Source organism: Haliea atlantica (genome assembly GCF_054779855.1).
In genome coordinates, this window is the sequence record NZ_BAAGXL010000019.1 from 1 (window position 1) to 21,246 (window position 21,246).

The 21,246-nt window shown below is 66.6% G+C and carries 18 protein-coding genes; 9 read left to right on the forward strand and 9 right to left on the reverse strand.

Annotated features, from left to right (window positions below; genetic code table 11):
• Positions 1 to 89: 89 nt before the first annotated feature.
• From argA to ACYVGS_RS11785, 4 genes are all read right to left on the reverse strand, one after another.
• Complete coding sequence (argA, locus tag ACYVGS_RS11770; RefSeq protein WP_460588880.1) at positions 90 to 1,397, reverse strand: N-acetylglutamate synthase; 1,308 nt, start codon at positions 1,395 to 1,397, stop codon at positions 90 to 92.
• A gap of 106 nt (positions 1,398 to 1,503) precedes the next feature.
• A complete protein-coding gene (gene argE / locus ACYVGS_RS11775; protein WP_460588881.1) occupies positions 1,504 to 2,655 on the reverse strand; it encodes an acetylornithine deacetylase in 1,152 nt (383 codons plus the stop codon).
• Positions 2,656 to 2,743: 88 nt separating this feature from the next.
• Positions 2,744 to 4,021, reverse strand: a complete 1,278-nt coding sequence (locus tag ACYVGS_RS11780) for an inorganic phosphate transporter (protein ID WP_460588882.1) — start codon at positions 4,019 to 4,021, stop codon at positions 2,744 to 2,746.
• A gap of 28 nt (positions 4,022 to 4,049) precedes the next feature.
• A complete protein-coding gene (locus tag ACYVGS_RS11785) occupies positions 4,050 to 4,730 on the reverse strand; it encodes a DUF47 domain-containing protein (protein WP_460588883.1) in 681 nt (226 codons plus the stop codon).
• 135 nt (positions 4,731 to 4,865) lie between these two features.
• On the opposite strand from ACYVGS_RS11785, the gene glnE reads away from it, so the two are divergent.
• The 3 genes from glnE (at position 4,866) to ACYVGS_RS11800 (ending at position 9,585) form a co-directional block, all read left to right on the forward strand.
• Positions 4,866 to 7,763, forward strand: a complete 2,898-nt coding sequence (glnE, locus tag ACYVGS_RS11790; protein ID WP_460588884.1) for a bifunctional [glutamate--ammonia ligase]-adenylyl-L-tyrosine phosphorylase/[glutamate--ammonia-ligase] adenylyltransferase — start codon at positions 4,866 to 4,868, stop codon at positions 7,761 to 7,763.
• 74 nt (positions 7,764 to 7,837) lie between these two features.
• Positions 7,838 to 8,764, forward strand: coding sequence for a branched-chain amino acid aminotransferase (locus ACYVGS_RS11795; RefSeq protein ID WP_460588885.1), 927 nt, complete (start codon positions 7,838 to 7,840; stop codon positions 8,762 to 8,764).
• On the forward strand, positions 8,761 to 9,585 hold the full coding sequence (locus ACYVGS_RS11800) for an alpha/beta hydrolase (protein ID WP_460588886.1): 825 nt from the start codon (positions 8,761 to 8,763) through the stop codon (positions 9,583 to 9,585). The genes ACYVGS_RS11795 and ACYVGS_RS11800 overlap by 4 nt, the downstream gene beginning before the upstream one ends.
• A gap of 29 nt (positions 9,586 to 9,614) precedes the next feature.
• Here the strand turns inward: ACYVGS_RS11800 and ACYVGS_RS11805 are convergent, their stop codons facing one another.
• Positions 9,615 to 10,835 (reverse strand): mechanosensitive ion channel family protein, encoded by a 1,221-nt coding sequence (locus ACYVGS_RS11805; RefSeq protein ID WP_460588887.1) that lies wholly within the window; start codon positions 10,833 to 10,835, stop codon positions 9,615 to 9,617.
• Positions 10,836 to 11,040: 205 nt separating this feature from the next.
• On the opposite strand from ACYVGS_RS11805, the gene ACYVGS_RS11810 reads away from it, so the two are divergent.
• The 3 genes from ACYVGS_RS11810 to rfbB all read left to right on the forward strand — a co-directional run bounded on the left by ACYVGS_RS11810 (position 11,041) and on the right by rfbB (position 14,306).
• Positions 11,041 to 12,243: a hypothetical protein gene (locus ACYVGS_RS11810; RefSeq protein ID WP_460588888.1), complete on the forward strand. Its 1,203-nt coding sequence runs from the start codon at positions 11,041 to 11,043 to the stop codon at positions 12,241 to 12,243.
• A 124-nt stretch (positions 12,244 to 12,367) separates the two neighbouring features.
• Positions 12,368 to 13,249 carry an SDR family oxidoreductase gene (rfbD, locus tag ACYVGS_RS11815; RefSeq protein ID WP_460588889.1) on the forward strand — a complete coding sequence of 294 codons (882 nt, stop codon included), beginning with the start codon at positions 12,368 to 12,370 and terminating at the stop codon, positions 13,247 to 13,249.
• Entirely contained in the window at positions 13,242 to 14,306 is a 1,065-nt protein-coding gene (gene rfbB, locus ACYVGS_RS11820; protein WP_460588890.1) for a dTDP-glucose 4,6-dehydratase, read from the forward strand. Before rfbD ends, rfbB begins: the two co-directional genes overlap by 8 nt.
• A gap of 51 nt (positions 14,307 to 14,357) precedes the next feature.
• Here rfbB and rfbC read toward each other — a convergent pair whose 3' ends face one another.
• Both rfbC and rfbA read right to left on the reverse strand, forming a co-directional pair.
• Complete coding sequence (gene rfbC, locus ACYVGS_RS11825; RefSeq protein ID WP_460588891.1) at positions 14,358 to 14,906, reverse strand: dTDP-4-dehydrorhamnose 3,5-epimerase family protein; 549 nt, start codon at positions 14,904 to 14,906, stop codon at positions 14,358 to 14,360.
• Complete coding sequence (gene rfbA / locus ACYVGS_RS11830; RefSeq protein WP_460588892.1) at positions 14,896 to 15,807, reverse strand: sugar nucleotidyltransferase; 912 nt, start codon at positions 15,805 to 15,807, stop codon at positions 14,896 to 14,898. Before rfbA ends, rfbC begins: the two co-directional genes overlap by 11 nt.
• Positions 15,808 to 16,044: 237 nt before the next feature.
• On the opposite strand from rfbA, the gene ACYVGS_RS11835 reads away from it, so the two are divergent.
• The 3 genes from ACYVGS_RS11835 to ACYVGS_RS11845 are packed head-to-tail and all read left to right on the forward strand — an operon-like array spanning position 16,045 to position 19,122.
• The gene (locus ACYVGS_RS11835) at positions 16,045 to 17,343 is read left to right on the forward strand and encodes a glycosyltransferase family 4 protein (protein WP_460588893.1); all 1,299 of its coding nucleotides are present in this window, start codon (positions 16,045 to 16,047) and stop codon (positions 17,341 to 17,343) included.
• A complete protein-coding gene (locus ACYVGS_RS11840) occupies positions 17,330 to 18,043 on the forward strand; it encodes a class I SAM-dependent methyltransferase (RefSeq protein ID WP_460588894.1) in 714 nt (237 codons plus the stop codon). The genes ACYVGS_RS11835 and ACYVGS_RS11840 overlap by 14 nt, the downstream gene beginning before the upstream one ends.
• Positions 18,040 to 19,122 (forward strand): prenyltransferase/squalene oxidase repeat-containing protein, encoded by a 1,083-nt coding sequence (locus ACYVGS_RS11845; RefSeq protein ID WP_460588895.1) that lies wholly within the window; start codon positions 18,040 to 18,042, stop codon positions 19,120 to 19,122. Before ACYVGS_RS11840 ends, ACYVGS_RS11845 begins: the two co-directional genes overlap by 4 nt.
• A gap of 76 nt (positions 19,123 to 19,198) precedes the next feature.
• Here ACYVGS_RS11845 and ACYVGS_RS11850 read toward each other — a convergent pair whose 3' ends face one another.
• Together ACYVGS_RS11850 and ACYVGS_RS11855 are read right to left on the reverse strand one after the other, a co-directional pair.
• On the reverse strand, positions 19,199 to 19,828 hold the full coding sequence (locus ACYVGS_RS11850; protein WP_460588896.1) for a class I SAM-dependent methyltransferase: 630 nt from the start codon (positions 19,826 to 19,828) through the stop codon (positions 19,199 to 19,201).
• A 6-nt stretch (positions 19,829 to 19,834) separates the two neighbouring features.
• A complete protein-coding gene (locus ACYVGS_RS11855; protein WP_460588897.1) occupies positions 19,835 to 21,244 on the reverse strand; it encodes a TolC family protein in 1,410 nt (469 codons plus the stop codon).
• Between the last annotated feature and the right edge of the window lie 2 nt (positions 21,245 to 21,246).

A 21,246-nucleotide genomic window follows, 5' to 3' on the forward strand; every position in this document is an offset into this window, starting at 1 on the left:
CGCCCGCAACGGAGCAGAGGAGGATCAACCACCCACACCAACGCAGCGGTCGCCAGACCGCAAAGCCACCCGCGGCGACGCAGTGGCCCTCAGGCCAGCGGCTTGAAGAAGACCTTGGAATTGCGCTGCAGATTGTAGAGCTGCTTGCGCGCCGCCGGCAGGCTGTCCCGGGGCTGCTCCACAAAACCCTGCTCGATAAACCAGTGGGCCGTCTGAGTCGTCAGCACAAACACCCGGTCCAGGCCCAGGCGCCGGGCCTCGGCCTCCAGTGCGCGCAGCAGGCGCTGGCCCCGCTGGCCACCCCGATAGTCGGGGTGGGAGACAATGCAGGCGATCTCGCCGCAGCCGTCCTCCGCGAAGGGATAAAGCGCAGCGCAGGCGATGATGCGCCCATCCCGCTCGAGGATGCGGAACTGGCGGATCTCGGTTTCCAGCAGCTCCCGGGAGCGCTTCACCAGCACGCCTTCCTGCTCCAGGGGCTCGATCAATTCGAGAATGCCGCCGACGTCATCGATGTTGGCGGCCCGGGCCTGCTCATAGTCGTCCTTGGCCACCAGGGTGCCACTGCCGTCGTGGGTGAACAGCTCCTCCAGCAGGGCGCAGTCGTCCCGGTAGCTGATGATATGGCAGCGCGGCACCCCCGCCAGGCAGGCGCGCCGCGCTGTGGTCAGCAGGCGCTGCTGTTCGGTGTCGTCCACCGACAGGCCGGGAATCTCGCCGACCGCCAGCTGCCGGATCAGGCGGCCTTCGGGCCCAGCGACACCGGGGGCGGCCCCCAGCATCAACAGCTTGTCGGCACCGATGGCGGCGGCGCAGTGCACCGCGACATCCTCCAGGGTGAGGTTGAAGATCTCCCCGGTGGGGGAATAGCCAAGTGGAGAGAGCAAGACGATAGAGCCGGCGGCCAGCTGCTGCTGGATGCCGGCGCTATCCATGCGCCGCACCCGGCCGGTGTGCTGGAAGTCGACACCGTCGTGCACCCCCAGGGGGCGGGCGGTGACGAAATTGCCGGAGCAAACGCGCATGCGCGCCCCCTGCATCGGCGAATTGGGCAGGCCCATGGATAGCAGCGCCTCGATCTGTGCACGCAGGGATGCCGCCGCATCCGTGACATGGTGCATGGTGGCGGGATCGGTGATGCGCATGTCGTCGTGGAAGCGACTCTCGATGCCGGCGCGCTCCAGGCGCTCGTCAATCTGCGGCCGGTTGCCGTGTACCAGCACCAGGCGCACTCCCAGGCTGTGCAGCAGGGCCATGTCGTGCATGATGGTGGCAAAGGTGGGCTCCAGCGCCGCCTCGCCGCCCAGCATCAGCACGAAGGTGCGCCCGCGGTGGGCGTTGATATAGGGCGCAGTATTGCGGAACCAGCGGATATGCGCCCGGTTGGGTGTCGTCACGGCCTTGCTTCCCGGAGTGTTCTGGACAGGCGCACAAGGTTACCGCAGGCGGCGCCCCGGACACCAAGCAAATATTACACAGCCCGGGCCCGCAGTTCGGATGGGCTCACAGGCAGTAGCGGGCAATGCACTGGCGCAGGAGGTCGATGGCCGGCTGGATCTGCGCCAGCTCCAGGTATTCATCGGGCTGGTGGGCGAGGTTGATGCTGCCCGGCCCCATGACGATGGTCTCCATACCCAGGGCGTGGAAAAACGGCGCCTCGGTGGCGAAGCCGGCGGCGGTGGCGGTGTGGCCGGTAAGGGTTTCCGCCAGGCGTACCAGCTCGCTGCTCGCGGCCTGCTCGAAAGGGGGCACCGGTTCCACCAGCGGCCGCAGTTCGAGGCCGGCACCGCTGCGCTGGGCGATGGCCTGCAGGCGCTGCTCCAGCTCCTCGCGTACACCCGCTTCCGCGGCGTCGGGCGTCAGGCGCAGGTCGAAGTGCAGTTCGCAGCTGCCGCAGATGCGGTTGGGATTGTCGCCGCCGTGGATACAGCCCAGGTTGAGGGTTGGCCAGGCCACCTCGAAGCGGCTGTTGCCAAAGCGCTGGCGCAGCCCGCTGCGGAAGGTCATCAGCTCGCCGAGGACCTCCTGCATCACATCCAGGGCGTTGAGGCCCAGGTCCGGGTTGGAGGAGTGGCCGGAGCGTCCGCTGACGCGGATGGCCTCCATCATGATGCCCTTGTGCAGGCGGATCGGTGTCAGCGAGGTGGGCTCGCCGACAATCGCCGCCCGGGCCCGCGGCCGGCCCGCCGCCACCAGCGCCCGCGCGCCGTCCATGGAACTCTCCTCGTCGGCGGTGGCGAGGATGATCAGTGGCTGGCGCAGAGGCTGCTCGAGAAAGGCTTCCGCTGCCGCCAGGGCTACCGGAAAGAAACCTTTCATGTCGGTACTGCCGAGGCCGTAGAGCCGCTGGTCGCGCTCGCTCAGGCGCAGGGGGTCGGAGCGCCAGCGCCCCTCGTCGAAGGGCACGGTATCGGTGTGGCCGGCCAGTACCAGGCCGCCCGGTCCGGAACCCAGGGTGGCAATGAGGTTGGCCTTGCGGCCGTCTGCGGAGACCGGCATCAGTTCGACGGCGAAGCCCATGTCCTGCAGCCACGCCGCCAGCAGCTCCACCACGGCGCGGTTGCCCTGGTCCCAGGCGGGGTCGGTGGAGCTGACCGAGGGTGTGCGGATCAGCTCGCCCAGCTGGCGGATAATGCGACTGTGATCAGTGGACATGGCGTGGCGGGCACCCGGACGGTGTCGTCTGACGGCTGGATGCCCACGGTAGTCTGGCGGTGGTCGCGACGTCAACCACCGCGGATGCTTAGCTGAAGATGCCCTTGAAGAAGAAGAAGAACAGGATCGAGAGCGCTGCCCCGGCGGGCAGTGTCACAATCCAGGACAGGAAGATGGAACCGATGGTGCGCAGGTTCAAGGCCGCGATACCCCGGGCGAAGCCCACGCCGAGCACCGCGCCCACCAGGGTGTGGGTGGTCGAAATCGGCAGGCCGGTGCCGGAGGCGAGGACCACGGTGGTGGCGGCTCCCAGCTCCGCGGCAAAGCCGCGGCTGGGGGTCAGCTCGGTGATCTTGCGGCCAATGGTGGCGATCACCTTGAAACCGTAGGTGGCGAGGCCGACCACGATGCCGCCCGCCCCGACCAGCAGGATCCACCAGGGCAGCGAGGCCTCGGCCGAGACCAGCCCGCCCGACTGCACCGTGCTGACCACGGCCGCCAGCGGGCCGACGGCGTTGGCGACATCATTGGAGCCGTGGGCAAATGCCATGGCACAGGCGGTAAATACCATGAGGATGGCGAACACCCGCTCGACGTTGGCAAAGCGGTGGCCGTGGGTGGGCAGTTCCTTGATACGGCGCAGCAGCAGGCTGCCCAGGCCGGCCACGACCAGGCCGATCAGGGCGGACACGGGCACGGCATTGGCGAACTTGCTGCCCAGGCCGAGATCCAGGTCCACACCGATGTGCTTGAGGCCCTTGAGCAGGGTGACCATGGAAATCATGAAGCCCACCAGCCACATGTAGATCGGAATGAACTTCTTGGCTCGCTGGAAGGGATCCTCGGTATCCAGGATGAGAATCTTGACGCTCATGAACAGGCCGAAGGCAATGCTGCCGGCGAGCAGTGGGGACACGATCCAGCTGGCGGCGATGGCGCCCACCTTGCCCCAGGCCACTGCCTCCACCGAAATCCCCACGGCGGCGAAGCCGACAATGGCCCCCACGATCGAGTGCGTGGTGGATACCGGCCAGCCCTTGATGCTGGCGATCATCAGCCAGGTGCCCGCAGCGAGCAGGGCCGAGAGCATGCCGTAGACCAGAAGTTCTGGATTGGCACTCATGATGGCGGGGTCGATGATGCCCTTGCGGATGGTCGAGGTGACTTCCCCACCGGCCAGGTAGGCGCCGAGGAATTCGAACACCATCGCCACCAGGATGGCCTGTTTGATGGTCAGTGCCTTCGAGCCCACGGAGGTGCCCATGGCATTGGCGACGTCGTTGGCGCCCACGCCCCAGGCCATGAAGAAGCCGAAGGCGCAGGCCAGGATGAGCAGGATGGTGCCGTACTCGGAAATGATTTCCATGCCGGGGTCCTTGTTGCTGGATCAGGAGTTACTTGGCGATCAGGATTTGCAGTCGGTGGCCAACCCGCTCGGCGGCGTCGGCGAGGGCGGCGAGAAGCTCGATGATTTTGTAGTAGAACATCACGTCCACCGCATGCAGTTCTCTTTCGATACTGAACAGGCTGGCGCGCAGGGCCTGGGACTGCTCGTCGGTGCGGCCCTCCAGTTTGTCCAGCTCCTGGATCAGGCCCTCAACATGCTTCACCTCGCGGCCGCTGAAGCCGACTTCCAGCAGCTCGTCCAGCTCGCTGATGGCGACCAGGGCCTGGGTGCAGGTTGCGGCCACGCCCTCGGTAAATTCGATCAGGTGCGGCTGCAGGGGCTCGGGGAACTGCATCTGCCGGCCCAGCATCAGGCCGGCGACATCCTTGGCGATGTTCGCCACATGGTCCTGGATGGTGACCAGTTCCAGCAGGTCGGAGCGCGGTACCGGCAGGAACAGCGACTTCGGCAGGTGCCGTCGCACCGAGCGCTTGAGCTTGTCGCCTTCGCTCTCGGCATCGCTGATGCGCACAAAGATGGCCTGCGCTTCGTCCCAGTCACCGCCGCGGGCGGCCTGCATGAAGGCCGGCAGTTGTTGCGCGGCGTCGTTGGCCACCTGCATGTGTTGCTGGATGGGGCGAATGGGGGAGCGACCGAAGAGATCGCTGAGCGGGTTGGATCCGGGCATGGCTGGCTCCTGTGATGCAGGCGCGAAGTATAGGGGCTGATGCGGCCCCTGTCACATGGCGGAGCATTCGCGCCCTAGTGCCTGTGATAGCATGAAATCTGTTCATTTACCTCCAGCAGGTTTCGAGGATTCTGCATGTCTAGCGCGCTTTCAACGGCTTCCCTGCCCACTCCACTGGCCGAGGCCGCCGAGACCGCCTGGCAGTGGGTGCTGGAACAGCCTGGCCAGGCCGCTGTCGGTGAGCTGCAGGCAGCGCTTGCCCACTGCGAGGCGAGTCGCGCCCAGCTGCCGCGCATCCTCGCCTGCAGCCCTTTTATCGCCGACATTCTGCGGCGCAACCCCGAGCCCCTGACCGAGCTGTTGGGCAGTGGTCGCTTGCAGCGCAGCTCTCGGCCCGACGAGTTGCGCGAGCTGCTCGCTGAGGCCCTGTCGGCCGAGGGGGCCGACCTGCACCGCGAGCTGCGCCGCTTTCGCCAGCGGGAAATGCTGCGTGTGGTCTGGCGCGATTTCAGTCGCACCGCGGATACCCGGGAGACCATGGCGGACATGTCCGCGCTGGCGGATGCCTGCATCGGTCTGGCCTGCGAGCGGCTGCAGACGGAGCTGGAGGGGCGCTTCGGCGTCCCGCGGGGTCGCAGTTCCGGCGAACACCAGCGGCTGATTGTGCTGGCCATGGGCAAGCTGGGTGCCGGCGAGCTCAACGTGTCCTCGGACATCGACCTCATCTTCACCTACCCCGAGGCCGGGGAAACCGACGGCGAGCGGCGCAGCCTCAGCAACGCCGAGTTCTTCACCAAGCTGGGCCAGGCGCTGATTGCCGCGCTGGACCAGATGACGGTGGACGGCTTCGTATTCCGGGTCGACATGCGCCTGCGGCCCTACGGCGAGAGCGGGGCGCTGGCGCTCAACTTTTCCGCCATGGAGCAGTATTACCAGGATCAGGGTCGCGACTGGGAGCGCTACGCGATGATCAAGGCGCGACCGGTCACCGGCGACCCCCGGCGTGCCGCCGAACTGATGGCCATGCTGCGCCCCTTCGTGTTCCGCCGCTACGTGGATTTCGGGGTTATCGAAAGCCTGCGCGGCATGAAACAGATGATCAACAGTGAAGTGCGACGCCGCGGTTTGCAGGCGGACGTCAAGCTCGGCCACGGCGGCATCCGCGAGATCGAGTTCGTGGCCCAGTGCATCCAGCTGATCCGCGGTGGCCGCGACCTCGGCCTGCAGCAGCGGGAGCTGCTCTCGATCCTGGCCGAGTGCGAGAGCCTCGGCGTCCTGCCGGCGGAGGTGCTGGCGGAGTTGCGCGAGGCCTACCTGTTCCTGCGCGATTGCGAGCACGCCATCCAGGGCTATCGGGACCAGCAGAGCCAGGCCCTGCCCGGCGACGAGCTGCACCAGCTGGCCATGGCCGAAGTCATGGGCTTTGCCGACTGGCCGGCGTTCACGGCGGCCCTGGCGGCGCACCGAGAGCGGGCCGCGCTGCATTTCCGGGAGCTGATCGCCGAGCCCGACGAGGAGGCCAACGGCAACGGCGAGGAGCTGCCTCCCTGGGACGAGAACCTGGAAGCGGCCACCCTGACCGAGCTGGGTTACCGGCAGGCGCCCGAAAGCCTGGCGGCAATCCAGGCGCTGCGCGAGAGCACCCGTCTCGCCTCGGTGCAGCCGGAGGGGCGGGCTCGCCTCGAGCAGTTCATGCCGCGCCTGCTGCTTGCCTGCTGTGAGGCAGACGATCCCGATCGCGCCCTGCAGCGCATCCTGCCGCTGGTCAGTGCGGTGCTGCGCCGCAGTGCCTACCTGGTGCTTTTGCTGGAGAACCCCCAGGCCCTGGCGGAGCTGGTCCTGCTCTGTGGCGCCAGCCCCTGGATTGCCGAGCAACTGGCGCGCCATCCGGTACTGCTGGACGAGTTGCTGGACCGCGCCAGTCTGTACACCGCGCCCGATCGCGGCCTGCTCGCCTCCGATCTGCAGCAGCAGGTGGCGCGCCTGCAGCCGGGGGACCTGGAGAGCCAGATGGATGCTCTGCGCTACTTCAAGGCGTCTCAGATCCTGCGCGTGGCAGCCAGTGAGCTGGTGGGACGATTGTCGCTGATGAAGGTCAGTGACAAGCTGACCTGGATCGCCGAGGTGATCCTCGACCAGGTGGTTGCGGTGGCCTGGGCCGACCTCACGGCCCGCTATGGGAAGCCCCAGCGGGATGGCGACGGCTACGGCTTCTGCATCTTTGGTTACGGCAAGCTGGGTGGCATCGAGTTGAGCTACAGCTCGGATCTGGACCTGGTCTTTCTCTACGATGCCGACCCGCAGGGGGTGACGGACGGTGAGCGCAGCATCGATAACGCCCGCTTCTACCTCCGTCTCGGGCAGCGCGTCATCCATATTCTGGAAACCCGCATGGCCCTGGGGCAGCTCTACGAGGTCGACATGCGCCTGCGCCCCGACGGCGAGTCCGGATTGCTGGCCAGCAGCCTGAAGGGCTTCCGCAACTACCAGGAGTCTTCCGCCTGGACCTGGGAGCACCAGGCCCTGGTGCGTGCGCGCCTGGTGGCTGGGGACCGCACGGTGGGTGAACAGGCCGAGGCCATCCGCCACGCGGTCCTGGCCACCGCGCGAGACGAGGCGGAGCTGGCCGCCGAAGTGGTGGCCATGCGTCGCCGCATGCGTGAGCAGCTGGGCAGTTGTGCCGGCGAGGCTGACAAATTTGACCTCAAACAGGATGCGGGTGGTATCGTCGATATCGAATTTATGGTGCAATATGCCGTTCTGGCGTGGTCCCATCGCGTGCCGGAGCTGACCCGCTGGTCGGATAACATCCGCATCCTCGAGACCCTGGCTCGCGAGGGCCTGTTCGAGCAGCGCGACGCCGATGCGCTGGTCGAGGCCTATCTCGCCTACCGTTCGGCCGCCCACCAGCTCGCCCTGCAGCAGCAGCCCGGTTGTATCTCCACCGAGGAGTACGCGGTGCACCGCTCCGCGGTCACGGCTGCCTGGCAACAGCTGTTTGCCGGGGTGGCGGAGGGAACTGGAGCGGACTAGCCGGTCGCCGCCGGTGCGTCAGGTGGTGGCCGCCGGGTACCAACCGATTGACTGAATGTGACAGGAGTGGAGTGATGAATTTTGCGGACCGCGATGGTGTCATCTGGCTCGACGGGGAAATGATCCCCTGGCGCGAAGCCAAGGTGCACGTGCTCACCCACACACTCCATTACGGCATGGGTGTTTTCGAAGGCGTGCGCGCTTACCACACCCCGGATCGCGGTACCTGCATCTTCCGACTCAAGGAACACACCGACCGCCTGTTCCGCTCTGCCCATATCCTGGGCATGCAGATGCCCTGGGACAAGGACACGCTGAACGAGGCGCAACGCCAGGTCGTGCGTGAAAACGGCCTGCAGGAAGGCTACCTGCGGCCGATGTGCTTCCTCGGTTCCGAGGGCATGGGGCTGCGCGCCGACGGGCTCAAGACCCACGTCGTAGTCGCCGCGTGGGAGTGGCCTTCCTACATGGATCCGGAGGCCCGGGATCGCGGCATCAAGGTACGCACCTCCTCCTATACCCGCCATCACGTCAACATCACCATGTGCAAGGCCAAGGCCAACGGCAATTACATCAACTCCATGCTGGCCCTGCGCGAGGCCATCGACAGTGGTGCCGAGGAAGCCCTGATGCTGGACAACGAGGGCTATGTCGCCGAGGGCAGTGGCGAGAACGTGTTCATTGTCCGTGAGGACCAGATCTTCACCCCGGACCTCACCTCCTGCCTGGACGGTATCACCCGCAAGACGGTGTTTGCCCTGGCCGAGGAGCTGGGTTACACGATTCGCGAAAAGCGCATCACCCGGGACGAAGTCTATGTCGCCGACGAAGCCTTCTTTACCGGTACCGCGGCGGAGGTGGTGCCAATCCGCATGCTGGACGGTCGCCAGATCGGCAGCGGCTCCCGCGGGCCAGTGACCGCCCAGCTGCAGTCCATGTACTTCGACGCCGTGCGCGGCAAACGTCCCCAGAACGCCGACTGGCTGACACCGGTGGCATGATCGAGCCTCGGCGCGGTGTGCTGCCCAGTGGCGTCGTCTGGCGTCGCTGGGAGCCACCGGGCCGGGTTCGCGGGGCCGTCCTGCTGGTTCACGGCCTCGGAGAGCATGGCGGTCGCCATCAGGCCCTGGCCGAGCACCTGATGGGCCTGGGCCTGGCGGTGCTAGCCCCGGACCATCGCGGTCACGGCGACTCCCCGGGGGCCCGCGCCCACATCTGTGACTTCCAGGCCTTCCTCGACCCCCTGTCGCAGCTGCGTGAGATTATCGCCACCGACTACCCTGGTCTGCCTTGCTTCCTGCTGGGACACAGCCTCGGTGGCCTGATCGCCGCGGTCTATCTTCTGGAAACCCGCCAGCCTTTCACTGGCGTCGTGCTATCGGCGCCGGCCTTGGCCATACCCGATGCACCGCCCGCCTGGCTGCTGGCGCTCAATCGCTGTCTGTCCCGTGTCTTGCCCCGCCTGCGAACAGTCCGCCTGGACGCGGGGCTGGTCAGCCGCGACCCGCAGGTGGTGGTGGACTATCGTGCCGACCCGCGGGTGCACCACGGCCGCCTCACGGTGCGGCTGGTGGCGGAGATGTTTGCCGCCATGGCGCGGGTGCGGGCCGAGGCCGCCCGCCTGACCCAGCCACTGCTGATCCTCCACGGTGAGGCGGATGGTCTCACCGACCCGGCCGGCTCCCGCGATCTCGCCGCAGGGGTTGGCAGCGATGACGTATCCCTGCGCCTCTACCCCGGGCTGTATCACGAAGTCTTCAACGAGCCCGAGCGGGCGCAGGTCCTGGCGGACCTCGACCACTGGCTCTTGCCTCGCTGCTGAAGCTCTCTGCCGGCGGTGCCGGGGCCGTTTCAGCTTTTGCTGCTGCCGCCGCTGCTTGACTCGGCCGCTGCCTGTCCGGGCAGTTGCCCGGCAGCTGCCACCTGGCTGGCTGCGGAAGGCGGGGACAGGGGGAAAGGCTCGCTGCTCTCCCCACTGGCCTCCAGGTAGAGGGAGCGACTGGGGAAGGCAAAGCCGGCACCCGCCTCCTCTTCCACAATCTCCTTGATGCGGTAGGCAAGGCGTTCCTTGATCTCCAGCCAGTCCCCCCACACGGTGGTGCGGGTAAAGCAGTAGAGCATGATGTCTATGGAACTGTCGTTGAAGGAGTCGATACGCACAAAGGTGGAGACTTCTTCGGGCGTGGCGAATTCGTCGCTGTCGAGAATGTAGCGCTCGATGCTGTCGCGAATCTGGCGCAGTTGCTCCAGGGTGGTGCGGTACTCGACCCCGATCATCCAGAAAATGCGGCGGTGGGTCATGCGCGAGAAGTTGGTTACCGCGTTGTCCGCCAGGCGGGAGTTGGGCACATAGACTGGCGCCCGGTCGAAGCGGCGGATCGTGGTGGTGCGGAAGCCGATCTCCACCACGGTGCCCTCGACCACGCCGTCGACCTTGATCCAGTCGCTGACGGTGAAGCGGCGTTCGCCGATCACGAACAGGCCGGCAATCAGGTTCTTGAACAGGTCCTGGGCGCCGAGGGCCACTGCGACGCCGAACAGGCCGAGGCCGGCGACGATCGGACCGACCGCGATACCCCAGAGTTCGAGAATGGCTGCGGCGCCCAGCATTATGAATACCACGCGCAGCAGCTTGACGATCCACTGCACCATGGCGGTCGTGAGCAGGCGCCGGCTGCGCTCGAGCACCACACCCACGGGGCCGCAGAGCTGGTGCAGGGCCCAGAAAATGGTGAACACCACCAGGGAGCGGTTGATGTTGTAGAGGAAGGCCTCCACGTCGCCCTCGACCTTGAGAGCGCTGGCGGCGAAGAAGAAACCTACGACAACCGGCACGAAGCGCAGGGGGTTGCGCAGGGCATCCAGCAGTACATCGTCAATCTCGCTCTCGCTGCGTCGCGCCCAGCGGTGCAGTGCCCCCAGGGCATAGCGCGAGAACAGGTTGCGAATGCCCAGGAATATCATGAGGATCAGCAGGGCGACCAGGATATGCACGATATCCACGCCGTAGACGCCGTGCTTCCACACGGTCACAACCAGGTCCCAGAATTCTCGCAGGGTGGCGATATCCATTCACATGTCCTCGGTCTTCGCAGGCGGCACATGATGACGGCTCCGTCAGCGCCAGGCAAACGCCCCCGAGCTTTCAGTGCCGAAAGTCCGCCGCGGTGCCGCGCCTTCGTTGCGGAGCGTGGGGCTCGCGTGCCGGGCGGTGTGGGGCTTGCAGCGCCTGCATGGCAGGGCATACTGTCGGGCTCAGGCGAGTCCCGGAGAAACCATGCTGAAGAATCTGTTTGCCCTCCTGCTGCTGGCGGGCTCGGCCCTGCTGCTGTGGTGGCTGTATCTGGCGCCCGCTTCCGCGCCCGCGCCTGCCGTCAGCACGCCGCCGGTTTCCCGGGAGCAGGCGTGGTATCCGCAGCGGGATTGGGAGAGCGCGCCGTCCGCGGCACTCAACCTGTCCGCTTTTGCTTTCCGCGACCGCAACCGCAATGGTGTGATGGATGGCGGTGATCTGCCGATGGCTGGGGTGGCCTTCCTGCTCGAGCGTCCCGCTGGCGACCTGCGCGCCCAGCGCAGCAACATAAATGGCTACGCCAATTTTTCCGTTCGCTTGAGGGGCGATGACGAGGATATTACCCGGGCTGGCGAGCCCTATCACTTTGAAGTGATGGTTCCCCCGGGGTGGCAGGTAACTACCGGCAACGCGAGACAGGCGGCGACCTTCAGCGCGTTGCAGGGCTCACCGGCCGGCATGGTGACCGATACACCGCCTGCGGTCGTGGGGCTGGCGCCGGATCTGACCATCTCCGGGGTGGTGCCCGCCGGGGTCAGTGGCTGGCAGCTGCAAGGTCCGGTGGGTGACCCGGTTGCGCTTGCGTCCGGGGCCTTTCGGGTAGCCGTGCAGGCGGGTCACTGGCAGCTGCTGGATGGACAGGGGCGGCTCGTCCGCGAGGTGCAGGTGAGCGAGGCGCCCGTGTATCTCGCTGCCCTGTCGGCATCGCCGCTGCCCGCGCCCCTGCCCCGGGAGGTGCAGCTTGATTTCGAGGAGCCGCTGCAGCGGGCAGTGATCGACAAGCTGCCCCGCGGCTATCGCGGGCTGGGCTTCGACTATCTGCTGGCAGTCGACAACCAGCATTACCAGGGCCCGGGCTACGTCAATCTGCTGATGGACGGCCGCGGGGTTGGCTACAACAGTTCCGGCTATCCGGTCACCATCACACATGAACAGCCCGGCGAAGTGTTCGATTTCGAGGGTGGCTGGTTCGCCGTGGCCTGGCCCGCTGCCGAAGGTGAAGAGCTGGCGCTGGAGGGCTGGCGGCAGGGCCAGAGGCTCTACCATGACAGCCTTCCCCTCTCGCACCTGGGACCGGTTTGGGTGCAGGCTGATTTCCGGCGCATCGACGAGTTGCGGCTCAGCACCCGCCACTACTGGCAATTCGTCACGGACGATCTGCAGTTTCGGCGCACCCGGCCCCCTTGAGGCCGCGCGGGCGCGATACCTCGCCCCCAGCGACCGGAGGGGCAAGACGCAGCGATGCGGGTGTGTTTACCGGGAGGACTGGGTAACATAGCGCGCTGCTGTGAACAGGTAGAAGGTATTTTTCTTGCAGACCAGAATCGTGTTGGCCGGCGCAGACGGGCAGCTTGGCCGCTCCCTTCAGGCAGCTGTACCCGAGGGGGTGCAGCTGGTGGCCCTGTCCCGGGGGCAATTGGACATCACGGACCCCGGGGCCGTGGCTGCGTGCGTACGCCAGCACACACCCACGTGGGTCATCAACGCGGCGGCCTATACCGCGGTGGATCGCGCCGAAGAAGAGGTGCACCTGGCGATGGCGGTGAATGCCGAGGGCCCCGGTAACCTGGCGGCCGCCTGCGCTGCCTCGGGTGCGCGCCTGATACAGGTATCCACCGACTTCGTCTTTGACGGTGCCCGCAGCACGCCCTACCCACCGGGAGCGCCCACCGCGCCCCTCGGTGCCTACGGCCGCAGCAAGCTGACCGGGGAGCAGGCGGTGCAGGCTGCACTCCCGGAGGCCGTCATCCTGCGCACGGGCTGGGTGTATTCGCGCTTCGGCGGTAACTTCGTCAAGACCATGCTGCGGCTGATGGCCGAGCGGGACCAGCTGACGGTGGTGGATGACCAGGTGGGGACGCCGACCTGGGCGCAGGGTCTGGCGCAGGCCATCTGGTCGGCGATTGCGCGCGCTGTTCCCGGGGGCGTTTACCACTGGAGCGATGCCGGCGTGTGCAGCTGGTACGACTTCGCGCAGGCGATTGCCGAGGAGGGGCATGCCCTGGGGCTGCTGCCCCGTACCCTCGCGCTGCGCCCGATACCCGCCAGCGACTACCCGACACCGGCCCGGCGCCCTGCTTTCAGCGTTCTCGACAAGCGCACTACCTGGGCGGCCCTGGAGCTGACCCCGCTACACTGGCGCGAGCAACTGCGGCGCATGCTGCTGGACTACAAGGACAATTCCGATGGCTAGATCATTGTTGGTGACCGGCGCCGCCGGCTTTATTGGCGCCAACTTCATGCACTACTGGCACGCCAGGCACCCCGGTGACACCCTGGTAGCGCTGGATGCCCTGACCTATGCTGGCAACCGCGCCAACCTCGCGGCGCTGGAGGCGAAACCCGGCTTCCACTTCGTGCACGCGGATATCCGGGATGACACGGCCGTGCTGGACACCCTGCGCGAGCATCGCGTGGATACCCTGGTCCACTTTGCCGCCGAGAGTCACGTCGACCGCTCCATCACCGGCTCGGATGCCTTTATCGAGACCAATATCGTGGGCACGCACACCCTGCTCAAGGCGGCCCGGGAGCACTGGCTCTCGGGCAGGAGTCCGCGCGAGCACCGTTTTCACCACGTCTCCACCGACGAGGTTTACGGCTCCCTGGGCGCGGACGACCCGGCCTTTCGCGAGGACCTGCAGTATCAGCCCAACTCGCCCTACTCGGCCAGCAAGGCGGCCTCGGACCACCTGGTGCGGGCCTGGCACCATACCTATGGCTTGCAGGTGACCACCAGCAACTGCTCCAACAACTACGGACCCTGGCACTTCCCGGAGAAACTGATCCCCCTGTGCCTGACCAATATCCTGCGTGGTCGCGAGCTGCCTATCTACGGGGATGGCAGCAACATTCGCGACTGGCTGTATGTGGAGGATCACTGCCGCGGTATCGAGCTGGTCCTGGAGCGCGGGCAGGTGGGCGAGTGCTACAACATCGGCGGCAATAACGAGTGGAGCAACCTGGCGATCGTCGAGCTGCTCTGCGACCAGCTGGATGCCTGCTTCCACAGTGACCCGGTGCTGGCGCAGCGCTTCCCCGATGCCCCCCAGGCCAATGGCGGCAGTGCCCGGGACCTGATTCGCTTTGTCAGCGATCGCGCCGGCCACGACTGGCGCTATGCCATCGACGCTGACAAGATCAACCGGGAGCTCGGCTATGCCCCGCGGGAGACCTTCGAGAGCGGGCTGCGTCGCACCGTTGCCTGGTACCTCGCCAACGACAGTTGGTGGCGCCCGCTGCTGACCTGAGGTCAGTGGCCCGCTGCGGGCGCCGCTGTCGACCGGCTGTCGCTGCGGCGCTCAGTCGAGCAGCGGGGCATCCGCCCAGGCCAGGCCCTCGGCATCCTTGCCGGACAATTGCGGTGATTCACCCGGGGGAATTGGCCAGTCGATGCCGACCCGGGGGTCATTCCAGGCCAGGGTGATCTCGCTTTTCGGATCGTAGTAGTCGGTGCACTTGTACTGGAAATCGGCCGATTCCGACAGCACGTAAAAGCCGTGGGCGAAACCCGGGGGAACCCAGAGCATGCGGTGGTTTTCCGCCGACAGTTCGGCGCCGAACCACTGGCCCAGGGTCGGCGAGTCGCGGCGCAGGTCCACGGCGACGTCAAACACCGCGCCCGCAGTGACCCGCACCAGTTTGCCCTGGGTGTGGCGGGTCTGGTAGTGCAGCCCGCGCAGGATGCCCCGTGCGGAGCGGCTGTGATTGTCCTGAACGAAATCCAGGTCAAAGCCCGCCTCCCGGAAGGTAGCTGCATTCCAGCTTTCCAGAAAGAAGCCCCGCTCGTCGCCAAAGACCCGCGGCTGCAGCAGAAATACGCCGGGCAGAGATGTCGGTTCAAAAATCATGCTCGATGACCCCCGCTTCCTGACTGACCACCTGTTTCAGATAGAGACCATAACCGCTTTTTTCCAGTGGCGCGGCGAGCGACAGCAGCTGTTCGGTCCCGATATAGCCCATGCGCCAGGCGACCTCCTCGGGGCAGGCAATCTTCAGGCCCTGCCGCTCTTCGACCACGCGAATGAAGTTGGCCGCGTCGAGCAGCGAGTTGTGGGTGCCGGTGTCCAGCCAGGCGGTACCGCGGCTCATCACCTCCACCTGCAGGTCGCCGCGCTCCAGGTAGGCGCGGTTGATGTCGGTAATTTCCAGCTCGCCGCGCGCCGAGGGCCGGATGTCGCGGGCGATGTCCACCACGTCATTGTCATAGAAATACAGGCCGGTGACCGCGTAGTGTGAGCGCGGTTGAGCGGGCTTTTCCTCGATGTCGATGGCGCGGCCCTGACTGTCGAAACTGACCACGCCGTAGCGCTCGGGATCGTGAACGTAGTAGGCGAATACCGACGCGCCGGCGTCGCGGCTGGCGGCCTGGCGCAGGCTGCGGGTGAAGCCGCCGCCGTAGAAGATGTTATCCCCCAGCACCAGGGCGGCCGGATTGTCGCCGATGAAGTCGCGGCCCAGCAGAAAGGCCTGCGCCAGGCCGTCGGGGCTGGGCTGTACCGTGTAACTGATCTGGATGCCCCAGGCACTGCCGTCGCCGAGGAGGTCGCGGAAGGCCTGCTGGTCCCGGGGTGTGGTGATGATCAGGATCTCGCGGATGCCCGCCAGCATCAGGGTCGCCAGCGGGTAGTAGATCATCGGCTTGTCGTAGACCGGCATCAGCTGCTTGCTGACGGTGCTGGTCAGGGGGTGCAGGCGGGTCCCCGAGCCCCCGGCGAGAATGATTCCCTTGTACTGGCTGCTGGCGGGCATGGTGCGGCTCCCTGGTCACGCAAAGTGGCCGATTATACGGGAAATTACCGTCATTCGCGGAGATACGGCGGGGAATGTGAAAGACTAACGATCGCTAGTCCAGGGCTGGCGCCGGCTGTCAGCGCACTGCTAGAATGAAGCTTCGCGGTGCTGCCCGGTCGTCGGTCGGTGTGGTATTCCGCTCCCGTTCCCGGACGCCGAACTCGAGGGGAAACCACCATCAACTTCCTGGACACAGTGCCCAGCGTCAACCCGACGGAATCCGCCGGCAGCGCGCCGCCCACGGCACAGTCGCCGCCTCAGCGTCCCCTGCGCATCGCACTGCTTGGCTACCGCAGCAAGCCCACGGGTGGCGGCCAGGGTATCTATCTGCGCTACCTCAGCCGGGCCCTGTGTGAGGCGGGGCACCAGGTGGACGTCATTTCCGGGCCGCCCTACCCGGAGCTGGATCCTGGGGTGCGCCTGATCCAGATTCCCAGCCTCGACTTGTTCGAGCACGGTCTGGCCTCCCTGCGGTCGCGCCACCTGCGATCTCTGAGCAATCTGATCGAGTGGTCGAGCAAGCTGACCGGGGGCTTCGCCGAGCCCTATACCTTTGGCCGCCGCGTGGTGAAATACCTGCGCCGCCACGGCCACCGCTACGACCTCATCCACGACAATCAGAGCCTCAGTTACGGCATGCTGGCACTGCAGGCGCTGGGCCTGCCGCTGGTCACCACCATCCATCACCCGATCACCAGTGATTTTCGCATCGCCCTCGAGGCCGCACCGCACTGGTGGGACCGCGTACTGGTGCGCCGCTGGTACAGCTTCCTGCGCATGCAGCGCGCCGTGGCCCGGCAGCTGCACCATGTGGTCACGGTCTCGGACTGCTCGCGCCAGGACATTGCCCGGGATTTCGGCCTGCAGCCAGCGGGCATTGACCTGGTCCCCAACGGCGTGGATACCGAAGTTTTCTGTCCACGCCCCGAGGTGCCGCGCCAGCCCAGGCGCCTGATGAGTATCGCCTCGGCAGATTCGCCCCTGAAGGGGCTGCGCTATCTGCTGCAGGCCTTTGCGTCGCTGTTGCAGCGCTGGCCGGACCTGGAGCTGGTGCTGGTGAGTCGACCCGAGCCCGGTGGTGCCACCGAGCAGCTGATCGCCGCGCTGGGCATCGGCGACCGCTTGCGCCTGGTGAGTGGCATCACCACCGAGGAAATGGTGCAGCTCTACGCCGAGTCGAGCCTCGCGGTAGTGCCCTCGCTTTACGAAGGTTTCGGGCTGCCGGCCGGCGAGGCGATGGCCTGTGGGGTTCCGGTGGTCTCCACCGACGGTGGTGCCCTGCCAGAGGTGGTTGGTGACGCCGGGGTGATTGTCCCGGCGGGAGATGCCGGTGCCCTGGCGGCGGCGATTGCCGGGTTGCTGGAAGACCCGGAGCAACGGCAGTGCCTGGGGGAAAGGGGTCGGCAGAGAATTGTCGAGCGCTTCAGCTGGAGCGTGTGTGCCCGGGACATGGAGGCGCTGTACCGGCGTGTGATCCAACATGCAGACCGTTGATTTTCGCTTCCTGCCCCTGCGCCCGGGCGACCGCGTTCTCGACCTGGGCTGCGGGGAGGGGCGCCACAGCATCGGCACCTGGCTCCAGGGCCAGGTGCATGCCGTGGGCCTCGATCTCAGCCTGCCGGACCTGTGCACGGCCCGGCAGCGTGCGGCGGAGTTCACCCCGGCGGCGGACGGCCGGGAGCTCGGTTTTGTCCAGGGCAGTGCCCTGTCGCTGCCCTTTCCCGATGCCAGTTTTGACCGGGTGATCTGTTCCGAGGTGCTGGAGCACCTGCCCGACTACCGGGGTGCTCTGGCGGAAATGCGCCGGGTGCTGAAGCCCGGTGGGCTGCTCTGTATCAGCGTGCCGCGGGCCTGGCCGGAGCGCATCTGCTGGTGGCTGAGCCGGGAGTACCACGAGGTTCCCGGTGGCCATGTGCGCATCTTCGATATCGACAGGCTGCACGCCGAGGTCGAGGGGGTGGGCTTTACCGGCTATCGCCGCCACGGTGCGCATGCCCTGCACAGTCCCTACTGGTGGTTGTGCTGCCTGTTCTGGCGCACCCGTGAAAGCAACCCGCTGGTTCGCCTCTACCACCGCATGCTGGTCTGGGACATGCTCAGTGCGCCGCGTGTGACCCGGGTTCTCGAGCGCTTGCTGAACCCGCTGTTGGGCAAGAGCGTGGTGCTGTATTACCGGGAGGGGGGCGAGACGTGAGCGGTCTGTATCTGAGCCGGGGTCTGTTCCCCCAGGAGTTTCTGCGACCCACGGTGGAGTTTCTTCTCGAGACCCAGCGTGCGGACGGTGAGATTCCCTGGTTCGAGGGGGGCTACACCGACCCCTGGGACCACGTCGAGGCGGCCATGGGCCTGTCGATTGGTGGCGAGCTGGAGGCCGCCGAGCGCGCCTACCACTGGCTCGCCGGGCTGCAACTGGCGGATGGCAGCTGGTGGGCTTCCTATCGTGGGCAGACGGTCGACAACAATCACCGGCGAGAAACCAATTTCGTCGCTTATATTGCCACGGGAGTCTGGCACCACTACCTGGTCAGCGGCAATCGCGACTTCCTCGCCGAACTGTGGCCGGTGGTGGAGCGCGCGGTGGAATTTGTCCTGCGCCTGCAGGGCCCCCGCGGCGAGATCGGTTGGGCGGTGGATACCGCGGGCAGGCCGCTGGAAGATGCCCTGGTGACCGGCTGTAGTTCCATTTTCAAGAGCCTGGAGTGCGCCCACAACATCGCTGTTGCCCTGGGGGAGCCGCGCCCCGAGTGGTTGCAGGCGCGCCAGCAGCTGGGGCAGGCTCTGCGCAGTCGCCCCGAGCGCTTTGATCGCACCTGGGAGAGCAAGGCGCGCTACTCCATGGACTGGTTCTACCCGGTGCTGACGGGGGTGCTCCAGGGGCGTCCCGCGCGGGAGCGCCTGGCGGCGCGCTGGTCGGAGTTCGTGCGGCCCGGCATGGGCTGCCGCTGTGTTGCCGACCAGCCCTGGGTCACCATCGCCGAATCCTGTGAGCTGGTGATGGCCCTGCTGGCCGCCGGCGACCACGCCCGCGCGGTGGAACTGTACAGCTGGCTGCACCAGTGGCGCGACAGTGACGGCGCCTACTGGACCGGCTACCAGTTTGTCGAAGATCTGCTGTGGCCGGAGGAAAAGCCCACCTGGACCGCGGGGGCAGTTCTCCTGGCCGCGGATGCCCTGACCAGTCACACCGCGGCGTCGAGTCTGTTCACCCGGGTTACCCTGCTGGAACCGGGCGCCGCGGATCCCGTCCAGCGCAGCCGCGGCGACCCCGCCTGAGGCGCGGCGGCAAGCCGGCGTACTCGCGTTGGCGTCGCCGGGCTCCCGGCCTGCAGTCGCCCACTTGCGCGTCGCTTCAGAGGCGCTCCAGCAGTGCCAGGCTGCCTACCTGATCCCGCTGACGAAACAGGCCCGAGGCCAGTGCCAGGCGCAGTACCGCCCGCGGTGCCTGCCCGCCGGCGGCAGCGTCCGGGTAGACGTCGTGAATGGCCAGCAGGCTGCCGCAGCGCAGGTGACCCACCCAGCAGCGGTAGTCGGTGAGGGCGGCATCCAGGCTGTGGCCGCCGTCGATGAATAGCATGCCCAGGGGCGTCTGCCAGTGGCGGGCGGCGACGGCCGACTGGCTGACCACCGGGACCACTGTCTCTTCCAGGCCGGCACGGCGCATGTTGTCGCGGAACTCCCGGAAGCTGTCGATGCCGTCGAGCTCGGGGTCGTAGAGCGCGGGGTCGTGAAACAGCTCGCCGCGCTGGTGCTCCTCGGAGCCGCGGTGATGGTCGAGAGCAAACACCGTGCCGCCCTGCTCCCGCACTGCCAGGCCCAGGTAGAGGGTGGACTTGCCACAGTAGCTGCCCACTTCGAGGATCGGGCCGAGATGGCAGGCCTCGCGCGCCGCGGTGTAGAGCGCGGCAGCTTCGTGGTCCTCCAGGAAGCCGCGGACCCCGCCGATCCAGGCGGGCAGCTCCGCCGGCACAGAACCCGGCACCGCTGTTTACTCCTCCTCGCTGGCCGAGGGTGGCTCCGGCGCTTCCAGGGACTCGTCGAGGCGGTAGACGTCCTCGGGGCTGAGCAGGCCCGCCTGCTCCTTCAGGCGCAGGGTATTGGTGATGTAGTCGTAGCGCGCGTTGGCATAGTCCCGGCGCGCCGCGAACAGGGTGTTCTGGGCATTCAGTACGTCCACCACGTTGCGGGTGCCGACTTCATAGCCGGCCTGGGTGGCATCCAGGGCGCTCTTCGAGGAGACAATCGCCTGTTCACGGGCCGCGACCCGTGAAACGTCCGAGACCACGGTCATGTGCAGTGAGCGGGTGTTGGTGACGGTATTGCGGGTCAGGTTGATGCGGTTTTCCCGCGCCGCGATGAATTCCTGGGCCGCCTTGCGCCGGTTGGCGCTGACCGCACCGCCGCTGAACAGGGGAATATCCACGCGGATCTGCCACTGGTCCTGCTCGGTGGTGTTGTCGGGGACGGTGTCGAAGGCAGTGGCCGGACGACGGGTCAGGGTACCCTCGGTGTCGTAGTCGGACATCGACACGCTGCCGCTGACCCTGGGAGCGTGCTCCATGCGGTTGGCCTGGGCCAGCTGGCGGGAAACTTCCTCGGCGTGGCGGGCGGCCTGCAGATTGAAATTGTTTTCCAGGGCAAACTCGACCCAGGCGGCGCGGTCATTGGGCGCTGGCAGCTTGACCTCGAAGTCATCCTGCAGCACGTCGAGGTTGCTGTGCTCCTGCCCGGTCAGCACCGAGAGGCGCTCGAGGGCGACGGAAACGCTGTTTTCGTCGGTGATCCGGTTGACCTGGGCCAGGTCGTAGGCGGCCTGAGCCTCGTAGACATCGGTGATGGCGATCAGGCCCACCTCAAAACGCTGGCGGGTCTGCTCCAGCTGGCGTTCCAGGGCGCGCTCCTGCGCCTGGGAAGCGGAGAGAATTTCCTGGGCCCTCAGTACGGCCAGGTAGGCCTCAACGACGCGCAGGATCAGGTTCTGCTGGTTGGCGGCGAAGGTCGCTTCCGCCTGCTTGCTGAATTCCTTGCCGGACTGGAAAGTGAACCAGGCCGGCAGGTCGAACAGGGCCTGGTTCAGCGAGATCTGATAGCCGTCCCGGGTGGTGTCGGTGTTGGTGCGGGTCTGGATGGCGGTGATGTCCTCCTCCACCGCGAAACTTTCCCCGGTCACATCCTGGTCGGTGTCGGTGTAGTCCCAGGTGGCATTGACCTGGGGCAACAGGGCCGCCCGGCTCAGTTTTTCAGTCTCCAGGTTGGCCTTGTACTGGGCCTGTTCCGCCTTGAGCTGGGCGTCGTTGGTCAGGGCCAGTTCGTAGATATCGCGCAGTGACGCGGCGTGTGAGGTGGCCACAGTACTGGCCAGGGCCAGCGCAAGCAGCGTGACGCGAATGCGTTTCATCG

Bases quoted from the DNA above. Each gene is read 5' to 3' on its own strand.
- argE (WP_460588881.1), bottom strand. From the start codon at position 2,655: ATGTCCACTGATCACAGTCGCATTATCCGCCAGCTGGGCGAGCTGATC.
- ACYVGS_RS11780 (WP_460588882.1), bottom strand. From the start codon at position 4,021: ATGGAAATCATTTCCGAGTACGGCACCATCCTGCTCATCCTGGCCTGC.
- ACYVGS_RS11785 (WP_460588883.1), bottom strand. From the start codon at position 4,730: ATGCCCGGATCCAACCCGCTCAGCGATCTCTTCGGTCGCTCCCCCATT.
- glnE (WP_460588884.1), top strand. From the start codon at position 4,866: ATGTCTAGCGCGCTTTCAACGGCTTCCCTGCCCACTCCACTGGCCGAG.
- ACYVGS_RS11795 (WP_460588885.1), top strand. From the start codon at position 7,838: ATGAATTTTGCGGACCGCGATGGTGTCATCTGGCTCGACGGGGAAATG.
- ACYVGS_RS11800 (WP_460588886.1), top strand. From the start codon at position 8,761: ATGATCGAGCCTCGGCGCGGTGTGCTGCCCAGTGGCGTCGTCTGGCGT.
- ACYVGS_RS11805 (WP_460588887.1), bottom strand. From the start codon at position 10,835: ATGGATATCGCCACCCTGCGAGAATTCTGGGACCTGGTTGTGACCGTG.
- ACYVGS_RS11810 (WP_460588888.1), top strand. From the start codon at position 11,041: ATGCTGAAGAATCTGTTTGCCCTCCTGCTGCTGGCGGGCTCGGCCCTG.
- rfbB (WP_460588890.1), top strand. From the start codon at position 13,242: ATGGCTAGATCATTGTTGGTGACCGGCGCCGCCGGCTTTATTGGCGCC.
- rfbC (WP_460588891.1), bottom strand. From the start codon at position 14,906: ATGATTTTTGAACCGACATCTCTGCCCGGCGTATTTCTGCTGCAGCCG.
- rfbA (WP_460588892.1), bottom strand. From the start codon at position 15,807: ATGCCCGCCAGCAGCCAGTACAAGGGAATCATTCTCGCCGGGGGCTCG.
- ACYVGS_RS11840 (WP_460588894.1), top strand. From the start codon at position 17,330: ATGCAGACCGTTGATTTTCGCTTCCTGCCCCTGCGCCCGGGCGACCGC.
- ACYVGS_RS11855 (WP_460588897.1), bottom strand. From the start codon at position 21,244: ATGAAACGCATTCGCGTCACGCTGCTTGCGCTGGCCCTGGCCAGTACT.